At 53.8% G+C, this 13,801-nt stretch carries 10 protein-coding genes; 4 read left to right on the forward strand and 6 right to left on the reverse strand.

The features are described from left to right. Nucleotides 1-117 precede the first annotated feature (117 nt). The gene (gene putA / locus WKJ03_RS17030; RefSeq protein ID WP_337843441.1) at nt 118-3,891 is read right to left on the reverse strand and encodes a bifunctional proline dehydrogenase/L-glutamate gamma-semialdehyde dehydrogenase PutA; all 3,774 of its coding nucleotides are present in this window, start codon (nt 3,889-3,891) and stop codon (nt 118-120) included. 131 nt (nt 3,892-4,022) lie between these two features. On the opposite strand from putA, the gene WKJ03_RS17035 reads away from it, so the two are divergent. After that, the gene (locus WKJ03_RS17035) at nt 4,023-4,529 is read left to right on the forward strand and encodes an Lrp/AsnC ligand binding domain-containing protein (RefSeq protein ID WP_337843442.1); all 507 of its coding nucleotides are present in this window, start codon (nt 4,023-4,025) and stop codon (nt 4,527-4,529) included. A gap of 3 nt (nt 4,530-4,532) precedes the next feature. On the opposite strand, the gene WKJ03_RS17040 is transcribed toward WKJ03_RS17035, so the two are convergent. Continuing rightward, nucleotides 4,533-5,171 carry a TIGR04211 family SH3 domain-containing protein gene (locus tag WKJ03_RS17040; RefSeq protein ID WP_337843443.1) on the reverse strand — a complete coding sequence of 213 codons (639 nt, stop codon included), beginning with the start codon at nt 5,169-5,171 and terminating at the stop codon, nt 4,533-4,535. 108 nt (nt 5,172-5,279) lie between these two features. On the opposite strand from WKJ03_RS17040, the gene WKJ03_RS17045 reads away from it, so the two are divergent. Both WKJ03_RS17045 and glnE read left to right on the forward strand, forming a co-directional pair. Beyond that, nucleotides 5,280-6,146: a CYTH domain-containing protein gene (locus tag WKJ03_RS17045; RefSeq protein WP_337843444.1), complete on the forward strand. Its 867-nt coding sequence runs from the start codon at nt 5,280-5,282 to the stop codon at nt 6,144-6,146. A gap of 4 nt (nt 6,147-6,150) precedes the next feature. After that, the gene (glnE, locus tag WKJ03_RS17050; protein WP_337843445.1) at nt 6,151-8,970 is read left to right on the forward strand and encodes a bifunctional [glutamate--ammonia ligase]-adenylyl-L-tyrosine phosphorylase/[glutamate--ammonia-ligase] adenylyltransferase; all 2,820 of its coding nucleotides are present in this window, start codon (nt 6,151-6,153) and stop codon (nt 8,968-8,970) included. Between the two features lie 7 nt (nt 8,971-8,977). Here the strand turns inward: glnE and WKJ03_RS17055 are convergent, their stop codons facing one another. From WKJ03_RS17055 to tolC, 4 genes are all read right to left on the reverse strand, one after another. Beyond that, nucleotides 8,978-9,592 carry a TcpQ domain-containing protein gene (locus tag WKJ03_RS17055; protein WP_337843446.1) on the reverse strand — a complete coding sequence of 205 codons (615 nt, stop codon included), beginning with the start codon at nt 9,590-9,592 and terminating at the stop codon, nt 8,978-8,980. Nucleotides 9,593-9,656: 64 nt separating this feature from the next. Beyond that, nucleotides 9,657-10,580, reverse strand: coding sequence for an LpxL/LpxP family Kdo(2)-lipid IV(A) lauroyl/palmitoleoyl acyltransferase (lpxL, locus tag WKJ03_RS17060; RefSeq protein ID WP_337843447.1), 924 nt, complete (start codon nt 10,578-10,580; stop codon nt 9,657-9,659). Between the two features lie 127 nt (nt 10,581-10,707). Continuing rightward, nucleotides 10,708-11,457 (reverse strand): hypothetical protein, encoded by a 750-nt coding sequence (locus WKJ03_RS17065; RefSeq protein ID WP_337843448.1) that lies wholly within the window; start codon nt 11,455-11,457, stop codon nt 10,708-10,710. Between the two features lie 247 nt (nt 11,458-11,704). Further along, on the reverse strand, nt 11,705-13,051 hold the full coding sequence (gene tolC / locus WKJ03_RS17070; protein WP_337843449.1) for an outer membrane channel protein TolC: 1,347 nt from the start codon (nt 13,049-13,051) through the stop codon (nt 11,705-11,707). Nucleotides 13,052-13,168: 117 nt separating this feature from the next. Here tolC and nudF point away from each other — a divergent pair, with 117 nt between their 5' ends. Continuing rightward, on the forward strand, nt 13,169-13,801 hold the full coding sequence (gene nudF, locus WKJ03_RS17075) for an ADP-ribose diphosphatase (RefSeq protein WP_337843450.1): 633 nt from the start codon (nt 13,169-13,171) through the stop codon (nt 13,799-13,801).

Consider the following 13,801-nt stretch of genomic DNA (forward strand, 5'->3'; position numbering starts at 1 on the left):
TTTGATAAAAATGATATCATTTCTTTTGGGCAAACAAAAGCCCACCATGAGGTGGGCTTATCCAGTGAACGCCAGAAATAAAGTAAGGGGGTCAGAGTGGCAACCTGACCCCGGGCATTAACCCAGATTATCGGCCATCGTCATCAGTGACGCATTGCCACCGGCCGCCGTAGTATTGATGGTCACGGTTTTCTCTGTGACCAGGCGGTGCAGCAACTGATGATCGGCCGGGCTGGTCACCAATGCTGTAATAGCACCTGAGCGTGCAGCAATCCATTCACCTGCCAGTGCTTTGTGCGGATCTGTGGCTTCAATCACCGCAGTGGCCAGTTCAGGTGCTGCCAGCAGTGCTTTCAGCTGATTCAGGCTGGTGACGGCCGTCAATTCAGCCGGTAACCCCACCTGAGTCAGCAACTGACGAATGGTCTCCAGTTCTTTCAGCTGGCTGTCACTGCCGGTGCTGACCAGAGCGTTGCCTGACACCAGGGCTGTGATCAGGCTCAGCACATAGTGGTGGAAACTGCTGTGTTCGCTGTGCAGCAAAGCGACAACCCCTTTGGCTTCCAGGAACAGCTGGTTCGATTCACCGGTCGGGCCTGGTAAGGTGATGGGGTTGGTCAGTTGTTTTTCCAGGAAACTCAGCTGCTCGCGGGCCGCTTCCAGTACCTGATTCAAATCATGTTCACGTTCGGAGACCAAACGGTTACCGGCCAGCTGCGCCAGGAAACGTCGCAGTACGGAACTGCGCGCTGTGACGGACTGACGTTGCCACTGGTACTGCGCCTGCGCCATTTGTTGCAGTTGTTGATTCAGCTTGCTGTCGGTGGCTGGGGCTGCACTGAGCTCTGCTACCACAGCGCTGTCCAGCGCCGGTGCGTCCAGTTCATGTTCTTTCACCAGACGGCTTAAGTAAAAAGGACCACCGGCTTTCGGGCCAGTGCCGGACAAGCCGCGGCCACCGAATGGCTGCACACCTACCACAGCACCAATCATATTGCGGTTCACATAAATGTTACCGGCTTTGATTTCGCTGGCCACTTTCAGTGTGGTCTGTGCTATACGGCTGTGTACACCCATGGTCAGGCCGTAACCTGTGTTATTGATCTGGCGAATCACCTGGTCCAATTGCTCAGCTTTGAAGCGGATAATGTGCACCACAGGGCCGAACACTTCACGTTCCAGCAGGCTCAGGCTGCTGATTTCATACAAACGCGGCGCAAAGAAGAAGTGGTTGCCTGCCGCTGGCGCCTTGCAGACATAATGCAGTTTGGCTTTGCCTTCCAGGTACTGCACATGGTCGTTCAGGCGTTGCAGGGCTTTGGCGTCAATCACCGGGCCTAAGTCGGTCGATAACCAGGCCGGGTCGCCGACTGTCAGTTCGGCCATGGCCCCTTTGATCATGGTGATGATTTTGTCCGCCACGTCTTCCTGCAGGAACAGTACCCGCAGTGCCGAACAACGTTGGCCGGCACTCTGGAAACCAGAGGAAATAACGTCGTCCACGACCTGCTCCGGCAGGGCGGTGGAGTCGACAATCATACAGTTTTGACCACCGGTTTCGGCAATTAAAGGTACGGGCTCGCCACCACGTTCAGCCAGTTTACGGGCAATCCAGGCGCCGGTTTCGGTCGAGCCGGTAAACATCACGGCTTTAATCCGGCTGTCCGGCACCACCTGTTCACCGACCTGACGGCCTGGCGCTATGATCAGACGGACCACGTCAGCAGGGAAACCGGCTGCGGCCATCAGCTCGACCGTACGCACCGCAATTAAGCTGGTTTGTTCGGCAGGTTTAGCCACCACTGTGTTACCTGCCACTAAAGCAGCAGCCACCTGACCTAAGAAAATAGCCAATGGGAAGTTCCATGGGCTGATGCAAAGCACCACGCCGCGGGCCTGGCTGTGCTGCAGGTTCTGGTTAGCCTGGTCTGCGTAATAACGGCAGAAGTCGACGGCTTCGCGTACTTCAGCCATGCTGTCGCCCAGGGTTTTACCTGCTTCTTTGATGCAAAGGGCCAGCAGTTCATCACGGTGCGCTTCCAGTTGATCGGCCAGTTTATTCAGCAACAAGGCGCGCTCAGCGACAGGCCGGGTTGACCAGCTCTGGAAAGCCTGCTCTGCTGCTGCGACAGCAGCCTGCATATAGTCCGCAGTGGCATGTTGGTGATAACCAATAATTTCGTCCGTATTGGCCGGGTTACGCACGGGTTCGGCATCGGCCTGATGTTCGATGGCGTGCACTGTCGCCAGCCAGTTGTCCATGGCCTCACGCATTTGGCTCATCTGATCGATATCGGTCAGATCCTGGCCTTTGGAGTTCAGGCGGCTGCTGCCATACAGATTGGCCGGCATCGGAATAGAGCCGTTGCGTTTTTTGCTCCAGCTGCGCACCAGTTCGACCGGGTCTTTCAGCAAGGACTCCACCGGAATGTTTTCATCGACAATGTTATTCACGAAGGAGCTGTTGGCACCGTTTTCCAGCAGGCGGCGCACTAAATAGGCCAACAGATCCTGGTGTTCACCCACAGGGGCATAAATACGGCAAGGCACTTTATCGTCAGCCACCACCTGGTCATACAAAGAATCCCCCATGCCGTGCAGGCGCTGGAATTCGTAACCTGTGCGATCGGGCGCCATTTCAAGAATGGTGGCTACTGTGTAAGCGTTGTGGGTGGCGAACATAGGGTAAATGCTGTCGCGGTAGTCCAGCATCTTTTTGGCACAGGCCTGGTACGACACGTCGGTCGATGGCTTGCGGCTGAACACAGGGTAATCGGCCAAGCCTTCGGCCTGGCTGATTTTCACTTCCGTATCCCAGTAGGCGCCTTTGACCAGACGCACCATCATTTTGCGGCCCACTTTGACGGTCAGCTCACGCAGCCATTCAATGACAAACAAACCACGTTTCGAGTAGGCCTGTACCGCCAGGCCAAAACCTTCCCAGCCGTTCAGATCCGGGTCGGCAAACACCGCTTCGATAATATCCAGCGACAGATCCAGCCGGTCGGCTTCTTCGGCGTCCACGGTAAAGCTGATGTTGTAGGACTTAGCCGCCAGCGCCAGCTGTTTCAGCATAGGCACCAGTTCTGCCATTACGCGTTCGCGGTGAATAAATTTGTATTTCGGATGAATGGCCGACAGCTTGACTGAAATACCGGGGCTTTTGAACGGCCCCCGGCTTTGCGCTGCTTTGCCTATCACATGAATGGCCATCATGTAGCTGTCGAAATACCGTTTGGCGTCTTCGCTGGTGCGGGCGCCTTCGCCCAGCATGTCATAGGAATAGGTAAAACCTTTGCTTTCCAGCTCCACTGCACGTTCTACGGCTTTTTCAATGGTGGTGCCCATCACAAACTGGGTGCCCATAATTTGCATCGCGTACCGCACCGCCTGGCGGATCACCGGTTCACCCAAACGGCCACAGGTGCGTTTTAACAAACCAAACTGGGCTTTTTTCTGGTCGTCGCTGTAGTTCACCAGCTTGCCGGTCAGCAATAAACCCCAGGCAGAGATATTCACAAAGAGCGATTCGCTGTTGCCCAGGTGAGAGCTCCAGTCGCCGGTGGACAATTTGTCCCGGATCAGCAAATCGGCTGTGTGTTTGTCTGGCACCCGCAGCAGCGCTTCGGCCAGACACATCAGCACCAGGCCTTCTTCGGTCGAGAGGGAAAATTCGTTCAGCAGCGCATCGACGCCGCCTTTACCAACCTGCAGACGGCGGATTTCCACCACCAGCTGACGGGCGCGTTCCCAGGCCCGGCTGCGCGCAGCCACACCAATATCTGCAATAGGCAGCAGGTTGTTCAGTACCAGATCTTCGTCGGCGCGATAGTGGTCGCGCATGGCCTGGCGGATGGGATTTGTGGTGGTCAGTTGGCCTTGAAATAGCATGATCATTGTCCGGTTGAGGTCAAAAATAATGCTGCATTTTATTGAAAGCGCAGCCGCATTTGGTGGTTTTCTTTTAGGTTTAACCCTATATAATTTGGATTAATCATAATTGGGCAAGAAAAAATACTGCCATGACGCAAAGTGCCAAAAGCCGTCCGCTGGACCGGATTGACATGACCATTTTAGACACGCTGCAAAAAGACGGGCGGATTTCCAACGTGGAGCTGGCGAAAAAAGTCAATTTAAGCCCGAGCCCCTGCATCGACCGGGTGCGTCGTCTGGAACTGGAAGGTTATATCGAAGGCTTTGGCGCGCGTTTAAGTGCCAGTAAGCTGGGGTATGGCACTGCGGCTTTTATTCAGGTGACGCTGGACCGGACCACAGCGGCTATCTTCGACCAGTTTCGTGATGCGGTGGTGAATATTCCACAAGTAGCCGAATGCCATATGGTGGCCGGTGGTTTTGATTATTTACTGAAGCTGCGGCTGTCCAGTATGGAAGCGTACCGGGCCGTGCTTGGCCGTATTGTCGATTTGCCCGGCGTGCAACAAACCCATACCTATGTGGTGATAGAGCAGGTGAAGCAGGATGCGGGTTTACCACTCAAAGCGGTAAACCCGGAGTTAAAAGCGGACTAGAGCTTACATCCAGCGGTCATTGCGACGGCGTTGTGGTAACAAAGCCGGTACCAGTAATCCCAGAATTAAACCGGCAATGGCCAGCAGGGCGCCCATCACCATTTTATCCTGCCAGAATGACGTTGGTTTGTCCTGCAACTGGGTAGTCAGCAGCGCTATGGTCTGCTGCGCTGTCGCCGTGGCGGCTTCGGCCTGAGTGACAGCTGCCGCGGTTTCTTCCAGCTCTTGTTGTAACTGCTGTTTTTCCTGCGCCAGCGCTTCAATCTGGCTTTGCAGATTGTTCAGCTGGGTGGTCAGTTGTTCTGTATTCTGGTCAAACACTGGGGTCGCGCTGACATACTGCTTTAAGATCCAGCCGGTACGGCCTTTACTGTCGGTCACCTGCCAGTAACCCGCTGTGGCATCTTCCCCTGTCAGCTGAATTTCGTCACCGGCATTAATGCTGGCAATAATTTTATAATCCTTGCCAGGACCATTGTATAAATAAGTCACCAGCCGATCACTGATATAGGCGGTGCCTGAGACGGCAGGAGCTGCAGTGGTGACAGCGGCCGTGCTGTTGTCTTGCTGAGCCGAAACAGGGAAAACAAGACTGGCGCTGAGCAGGGCCAGGCCCAACCAGCGGGAAGAATGTGCAGGCATAAAAGTTCCAAAAAAACGGGCGACTGACTGGCCAAAATTTTAAATTGCATCGATCATAGGCCAGGTGATTGATAAATAACAAGAGGCAGTAGAAAAGGATGCAAACGAATGGCGGTTGAAGCTGAGCTGAAGTTTATCTGTAACGGGCCATTGCCGGCGGATTTAACCCCTCTGTGGTCTGCCGTGGCAGAAAAAGTTGAGAGCCGGGCGGGCAAACAACTGGTGAATGCTTATTACGATACCGCTGACCAATGGTTTCGCCGGCAGGATGCTGGCCTGCGAACCCGCTTGCAGCAAGGCCGCTATGAACAAACTATGAAGCTGGCCGGAACGCAGCAAGGCGCCTTGCAGGTGCGGCCTGAATACAATCTGCCGTGCGCTTCGGTCTGGCCTGAGTTAAGTGCTTTTCCTGCCGATATCTGGCCAGCCGGGGTAACAGCGGCAGAGTTGCAGCCACAGTTAGTGCAGTTATTCAGCACCGATTTTTACCGCCAGACCTGGTTACTGCATTTGGCCGGCGGCGCTGTGGTGGAAGTGGCACTGGATAAAGGCTGGGTTACAGCAGGTGAGCGCAAAGAAGCCATCGAAGAGCTGGAGCTGGAACTGATTGCCGGGGACACTGATGCTTTGTTTGACCTTGGCCAGGTCGCGGTGCAGCAGCTGCCGCTGCGTCTTGGAGTCATGTCCAAAGCCGAGCGGGGGTATCGTTTGTTTCAGCAGCAGCCGGTCAAGGCGACTGCGGCTGAAAGTGCGGCCCCTGCCGCGGTGCTCACCGCCATTTTGTATAACGAAGCCTGCTGGTGGCAGCAGCAGGACCAGGCCGCTTTGGCGTTGTTGCACCAGCAATGGGCGGCGCTGGCCGAATTCTGGCCGGAGTTTTTGGTGTTTACCGGCCAGCCAGCCACCACAGTGCTTGGCAGCCAGAGCTATGTGCAGGCACAGCTCAGGCTGTCGCAACATCTGAGTAAGGAGTAAGCCGATGTCTGGTGCAGAGCTGTTACTGCAGGAAGCTCGCTGTACCCAGGCCAGCCTCGCGCTGCAGCTGACCACAGCGGAACAGCAGCAGAGTCTGGATTTGTTGCTGTCCGTCAGTCCTTTTATTGGCCGGGTGCTGACACAACAGCCTGAGCTGGCGACACAGCTGCTGGATAAAAAGGCGTTAAGCCAGGACTGGCAGTATCAAAATCCGCTGCTGAGCTTGACTGAGCTCAATGAGAACAATGTGTTCAGAGCATTAAGGCGCTATCGCAATCAGGTGCTTGCGCAGGTGATGGCCGCAGAGCTGTTGGGCGTAAAGACAATCCGGCGTTGCCTGACTGAAATTTCTGCCTTGGCTGACGGGCTGATCAACAGCGCTTACCAGTGGGCCTACGCGGATTTAACCCCACAGTGGGGCACGCCACTGGACCACAAAGGCGTGCCGATGCCATTGCTGATCCTGGGGATGGGCAAACTGGGCGGCGGTGAACTGAATTTTTCTTCGGACATCGACCTGATTTTTACCTACCCGGACAACGGCGACACTCAGGGCGGGCGCCGCAGTATTGAGCATCAGCAGTTTTTTACCAAACTGGGGCAAAAACTGATTTCTGCCCTGCATCAGGTGACGGCCGATGGTTTTGCGTACCGGGTCGATATGCGGTTGCGGCCTTTTGGTGACAGCGGTCCGCTGGTGCTGAGTTTTGGTTCGATGGAAGACTACTACCAGGCGCAGGGCCGGGAATGGGAGCGTTATGCAATGCTCAAGGCCCGGGTGCTGAATCCGGACCCGGTCTGGACACCTCAGCTGCAACAGCTGCTGAAGCCTTTTGTGTACCGGCGTTATATTGATTTTTCGGCGCTGGAATCGCTGCGGCGCATGAAGCAGCTGATTGAGCAGGAAAACCGTCGCCGTAACAGAACCGACAATATCAAACTCGGCTCCGGCGGTATTCGTGAAGTGGAATTTGTGGTGCAGACCCTGCAGCTGATCCGCGGTGGCCGTTTACCCGACTTACAGCAAGTGTCTGTTTTTGCCGCAATGGAGGCCTTGTGCCGGCATCAGCTTTGGTCAGAGGCCGATACCCTTCAACTGACAAAGGATTACCTCTGGCTGCGTCGGGTAGAGCAGGTCCTGCAAGGCATAGACGATGCGCAAACTCAGACCCTGCCGCAAGACGAGCTGAACCGTGCCCGGCTGGTTCTGGCGTTGGGGCTGAGCGACTGGTCAGAATTTTCGGCGCTGACAGAGGCCTGTATGACCCGTATTCACCAGCAGTTTAAAGCAGTGATTGATCAGGGAGACAACCCGGAGCCGGAAGCTCTGGCTTTGGGGCGTTTATGCTGGGACTCACAACTACCGGCGCAGGAACTGGCAGAGCAGCTGGACTGGCTGCAGCCGGAGCAGGGGCTGGAACTGCTGGCAGAGCTGCAGCAGTTTAAGCTGGACTGTCAGAAACGCAGTGTTGGCCCGCGCGGCCGTGATTTGTTGGAAAAGTTGCTGCCGTTTTTACTGCAGCTGTTGGCGAAGCAACAGGGCTCGGCCACTGTATTGAAACGGTTGTTGGGCGTGTTCCGCCAGATTGTCAGCCGCACTGCTTATCTTGAGCTGTTACATGAAAACCCGGCGGCTTTGCAGCAACTGGTTCTGCTCTGTGCCAAAAGCGGCTGGCTGGCCGAACATTTGGCGCGTTACCCCATGTTGCTGGACGAACTGATCGACCCGGCGCTGTTGTACCAGGTGCCGCAGATGACGGATTACCAGGACAGACTGCGCCAGCAGATGCTGCGGGTACCGGCGGATGACCTGGAACTGCAGATGGAAGTGCTGCGCCAGTTTAAGCAGGCGCAGCAGCTGCGCATTGCGGCGGCTGACATTAGCGGTATTTTGCCGCTGATGAAAGTCAGCGACCATCTGACTTTTCTGGCGGAGGCCTTGATAGCTCAGGTGGTGGAACTGGCCTGGGCTCAGATGGCGGAAAAATACGGCGTGCCACAGGGCTTGTCCGGTCCGGACGACAAAGCTTTTGCCGTAATAGGTTATGGCAAGTTGGGCGGGCTGGAACTGGGCTACGGTTCCGATCTGGATTTGGTTTTTGTACACCAGTCCAACCCGGATGGGGCCACGGACGGCGACAAATCCATTGATTCACGCCAGTTCTATATCAAGCTGGTGCAGCGTATTGTGCATATTTTCAGTACCAGAACCGCCAGTGGCGTGCTGTATGAAGTGGATACCAGGCTGCGGCCTGCCGGCAACTCCGGCTTGCTGGCCGTGCATATCAATACGTATCGGGATTATCTGCAAAGCGAAGCCTGGACCTGGGAGCATCAGGCGCTGGTGCGGGCCCGGCTGGTCTATGGCGGGGAACGCATCCGTCAGAGCTTTGTGCAGATCCGCGCTGAAATTCTGGGGCAGACTCGTGATCCGCAGCAGCTGCTGTCTGAAGTGGTGGAGATGCGGCAGAAGCTGCGCCAGCACCACGGGATGAATTCGACGGAAGTCAAACATGCCACAGGCGGTATTGTTGACCTGGAATTTATCAGTCAGTTTCTGGTGTTAGCCCATGCAGCCAGCTACCCGGCCTTGTACCAGTACAGCGACAATATCCGTATTCTGGACGCCGCCCAAAGCTGTGGCCTGTTATCTGATACTCAGGTGGCTGATTTGCAGCAGGCCTACCGTCAGCTGCGTGGGGTCAGCCACCGGCAGACACTGGCTCCGGCCGCTGAAGAGCCTGCTGAGGTGCAGCAGGCAATGACTTCAGTGCAACAGGTATGGCAGCAGTTATTTGGTGCAGGGTCAGAGCTTCAGCTCTGACCCTCTGTTAACCAAACAGGGGTAAGCGTCGTTTCGGCGCCTGAATGTTGATACAGCTTTGCTGCAGGTAAGGAACGGTTTTGTCGGTCAGTACCACAGCGCGGGATTGGTTGCAAAAATAAGCCTGTACCGGGTCTTCGAAATCGGACGCAAGCGCAGTGGCCGCTTCACGGATCGCACTTAAATAACTGAAATCGGTCTGGAAGTAATGTTTGACCTTGTAGTCCCTGGACAACACCCAATACAGCTCCACGCCTTCTTTGCGGCCTTCCATCGTCAGAATAGTTTTCAGGGTATCCCCAACACGAAAGCGCCGGTCTGTGCGGCTGCCCTGCCAGTTTTCAGGTAAAGACTCCACCCGCTCAGCCCTGTCTTTTAACAGGCTGACCAGCTGGCTGTGATCATCGTGCAGTTCAATGACGAAGTCTTCAGAACCTTCCGACTGGCTGTTCATGGAATCCCGTATCGTGCTGTAGAAGTTGGTAAAGCCCTGTACCGCTTCATTGCCTTTTTCTGCCAGATTTTTTGGCTGTATTACCAGCCATTCTGGTTTCAGCATGACCAGAGCGGCAAGCGCCAACAAAAAAGCAGCTAATAATAAGTGCCTGATCCAAAACCACATAGCTTATCTTCCCGATTCCATTGCAGCCATCATAGCCAACCCACCAGAGGCTGCCAACACTTTATCAGTAAAGGCTGGGGTCTTCTGGGTTGGGTCTTGTCTTAAAGCGACGGTGCAACCACATATATTGAGAAGGGTGTGCAATTATTCCTTGTTCCAACCACTGATTGACCCGGGTGACATCAGCTTTATTGTCGCCGCTGGGAAAGTTATCGAACGCAGGCAACACTTCCACCTGATAGCCCTGGTACCCAGGCAGACGGTAGCTGTGAATAGTGACTGTTTTGCAGTTAGCGCTGCCAGCAAATAACAAAGTGCCGGTGGTGGTGGCGGTTTCTTGGACGGCAAAAAAGGGCACAAACTCAGCTTTATTGCGGCCATAGTCCTGGTCCGGCAGGTAAAAACACACTTCTTTGTCATTCAGCGCCTGGATCAGCGCCCGCACATCGCGTTTGCCAATCAGGGCTCTGTTGGAGCGCAAGCGACCATGGTACTGAAAGTACTCCATAATGGGGTTGTCATTCGGCCGGTAAAAACCAACAGCCGGGCAATAAAAACCGAAAGTGCGGGCAATCATCTCCAGGCATAAGAAATGGCCACTCAGCAGGAACACACCTTTGCCTTCGGCCTGAATGGCTTCAATATGTTCCAGCCCTTTAAAGTGGCACAAAGGTCGGGCACGCCAGTCCGGCCACCACCAACCCATAAAGGTTTCAAAAGCCGCTTTGCCGGTTTCTTTAAAGTTTTGCCGTACCAGACGTTCGCGTTCAGCTTCAGGCATATCCGGAAAACAGAGCTCAAGATTGCGGCGTGTGACTTTCACGCGGGATTTCAGTGCCTTCATCAGCAGCAGTCCCAGGCCTTCTCCCAGTTTCATCAGTGCCGGATAAGGCAACCACAACAACAACCAGAGAAAACCTAATCCCAGCCATAAAGGCCAGTGTTTTGGATGCAAAAATGACAGCTGAAAACGCGGAGCCTGAACCACAGCAACCCCTTAAGAAAATTCAAGTGGCGCTATTGTAACGAAATTGCCGGACGGCGAAAGGTTTAACTGGTCTGAGGTATCGGCTTCAGGCGCATCCCATAAAGCCTCAGGTCAGAAGACGGGAACCTCAGCTTTTCGTGCAATCGGCTGTAACCGTGCATGCCTCTTCGGCATTACATTCGCTAGCCTGTTTGCAGGCCATTGCCCGTTCTTGCTGATAGAACTTGTGCAGAAATCCAAATAGCTCGCTGTTCGCCTGGTGGCCATAGCTATGTTTCAGCTCGGCAAAGCCTTTGGTATCCGAGATTTTCATGGTGCCCTCAACAGGCTCGCAGAGTCCTCGCTGCGTAGTGACGTTGAGTTTACATACCTGATATACACCGGGGCTGACCTCGATAGCGGTAAAACTTGGGGCTTGCTTAGGGGCTGTGGCGACTTTTGCCTGTTTAAAGTAGATAGTCTCACCCTGGCCTGCAGTGTCAATCAGACTAATGGTGACTGAGGGGGGGATCATGTGTTGTATGTAGCTAAATAGCTCATAGGTGTGGTCGTCATCAGGCATTTCTGTCACGCTCACTTTATTGGCGGCTCTGGCTTTTTGGAACGAAGATTGTAGTGACGCCGCTGCAATTTCTGAATTTTCACAGTTCAGTTTGGCGTGACACTGAGTGTCAAAATAAAGGTTGCCATGCAGCAACTGCTTGTCAGCTTTTGATATCACAGCGGTCATTCTGACCTTTTGTTGTACACCAAAAGCATCAGGAAAATGGCCTTCTGCTGAGGCGTATTCATAATCCGGGCAGGCAGAGCTTTGGTCCTGCCAGGGGCTAAAGCAATTGTGTTGTTCAGGGCTGGCGACTAATAAATAACTGGCCAACGAGCCAAGTACCAGCAGTGGAGCTGCAATGCAGATTTTAGTTGTCAGTTTCATAGAAAGTCTATTTATCGAGTGAAAACATCAGGTTGGGCACAGTGGTTGTCCCCATTTTTGACATAATCAAGGTAACATGGGCGCTCTGATTTGCAAAGTTTGAAGCTGGGGTTGAGGAAAAAAAACAGGGAAAAAATGAGTGGCTGGCAATAAGACTAAGGGGCTGTGCAGCCCCTTAGTCGTGCTAAAAAATTTAGCTACCCAAGGCTTTATTGACTGTAAACAGGTCGTCTTCGGTCAGAGTGCCGGCAGCCTGTTTCAGTGCCAGAATGGACAGAATATAGTCATAACGGGCTTTGGACAGGTTACGGCGGGCGTTGAACAGGTTACGGGTGCTTTGCAGCACGTCAACAATGGTCCGGGTGCCTACTTCAAAACCAGCTTCTGTGGCTTTTAATGCCGACTCGGCTGAAATGACCGCCTGCTCCAGCGCCTTAGTGCTGGAGATTAAGGAACCGACATTGTTGTAGTTGCTACGCACCTGACGCACCACGCTGCGATAACTCAGTTCCAGGTCTTCAGAGGCTTCGACATAATTAGCCCGTTTGACTTCTTCATTGGCACTGGTGCCGCCACCTGAATAAAGGGGGACTGACAGTTCCAGGCCAACAGAGCTGCTGTCAGCTTTGGGTGAGTTAAAAGTGATATCTGTGTCACGGTTTTTGCTCTTGCTGTCGCTAAAACCGGTTTGAGCTGTGAAGTCCACAGTCGGGTAATGACCAGCTTCGGCCACATTGATATTGTGTTCAGCAATTTCCACCGATAACTTACGGACTTTCAGTTCCAGGTTATTGTCTTGTGCCAGTTGCACCCAGTCCTGCGGGTTGGCCGGATTGGGTTGGGTGGGCGCAAAACGGCTGGTATTCAGCGGGTCCAGTTGAGCATGGTATTCGCCGGTAATTTCACGCAGGTATTCGCGGGCAATTTCCAGAGCGTTTTGGGCGGCAATTTCGCTGGCCACAGCGCTGTCAAATTGGGCCTGTGCTTCATGCACGTCAGTAATGGCGGTTAAACCCACCGCAAAACGTTGTTTGGTCTGTTCCAGCTGGCGCTCAATGGCGCGTTTTTCCGCCACCACAAAACTTAAGTCGTCGTCGGCGGACAGCACATCAAAATAAGCCTGAGACACCCGCACTATCAGCGCCTGCACTGTAGCGTTGTATGCGGTCTGGCTTTGCAGCGCCACTTTTTCGGAAATATCCAGATTTTCCCAGTTGGTCCAGTCAAACACTGACTGGCGCAAGGCAATTCCTGCGCTGGTCTGGGTGCTTTCTGCTTTGTATTGAGTGCCGGTTTCAGAGTTGTACTGGTCACCTATGGATTTAGTCGCGCTGGCACTGAAACCAATTTGGGGCAGTAAACGGGATTTGCTGACATCAATGCCGGCTTTGGCGGCATCACGGGTAGCGGCCGCTTTTAAAACCTGCGGGTCCTTTTTGGTGGCCAGCTGATAAATGGTTTGCAAATTTTCGGCGTTTGCCTGCACACTCAACAGCGCCAGAGTGGACGCGATGACAGTGCTCAACAGGGTCTTTTTCATAAACTAAATTCCATTATTTAGCGAAAGTGATGTCATCATACTCTGTGGAAACGGAGCAGGTAACGAAATAAAGCGTAAACGATATGCGCTCAAGTGTAACAGAATGTGAGATCTCAAATGTCTGATTTCAAGCCGGAAAATTATCCAATCTTTTCTAAGGCCGATGTTGAGGTTGTCGACAGGCAGACAGTTTTTCAGGGTTTTTTCCGGATTGAGCAGTATAAAGTCCGACACAGGCTGTTTAATGGCGGTCACAGTGAAGTGTTTTCGCGTGAGCTGTTTGAGCGGGGGCATGCGGTGGTGGTGCTGCCCTATAACCCGCAAACAGACGAGCTGGTGCTGATTGAACAATTCAGGGTTGGCGCTCTGGACAACCCCAATGGCCCTTGGTTGCTGGAAGCCATAGCCGGCATGATTGAGGCGGGCGAAAGCACAGAGCAGGTGGCACAGCGTGAAGTACAAGAAGAAGCAGGTCTGGTACTGGACCAGTTCTGGCCTATGCTGAGCTATCAGAGCAGCCCTGGTGGCAGCACAGAACGTATCTATTTACTGCTGGCTCGCCTTGCGCAACGCGATGTGGGCGGCGTTTTTGGTCTGGCAGAGGAACACGAAGATATTAAAGTCCATTTACTGCAACGTTCAGACGCTATGCTGTTACTGAAGGCCGGAAAAATCGACAATGCCGCCACTGTGATTGCGTTACAATGGCTGGAGCTGAACCTGAACCAAGTAATTGAAAACTGGAGTTAA

Origin of the sequence: Rheinheimera sp., from assembly GCF_037442525.1 — a bacterium.
GTDB lineage: Bacteria > Pseudomonadota > Gammaproteobacteria > Enterobacterales > Alteromonadaceae > Pararheinheimera.

Coding starts and splice junctions, on each gene's coding strand:
- glnE (WP_337843445.1), top strand. CDS start 6,151: ATGTCTGGTGCAGAGCTGTTACTGCAGGAAGCTCGCTGTACCCAGGCC.
- WKJ03_RS17055 (WP_337843446.1), bottom strand. CDS start 9,592: ATGTGGTTTTGGATCAGGCACTTATTATTAGCTGCTTTTTTGTTGGCG.
- WKJ03_RS17045 (WP_337843444.1), top strand. CDS start 5,280: ATGGCGGTTGAAGCTGAGCTGAAGTTTATCTGTAACGGGCCATTGCCG.
- nudF (WP_337843450.1), top strand. CDS start 13,169: ATGTCTGATTTCAAGCCGGAAAATTATCCAATCTTTTCTAAGGCCGAT.
- tolC (WP_337843449.1), bottom strand. CDS start 13,051: ATGAAAAAGACCCTGTTGAGCACTGTCATCGCGTCCACTCTGGCGCTG.
- WKJ03_RS17040 (WP_337843443.1), bottom strand. CDS start 5,171: ATGCCTGCACATTCTTCCCGCTGGTTGGGCCTGGCCCTGCTCAGCGCC.
- putA (WP_337843441.1), bottom strand. CDS start 3,891: ATGCTATTTCAAGGCCAACTGACCACCACAAATCCCATCCGCCAGGCC.
- WKJ03_RS17035 (WP_337843442.1), top strand. CDS start 4,023: ATGACGCAAAGTGCCAAAAGCCGTCCGCTGGACCGGATTGACATGACC.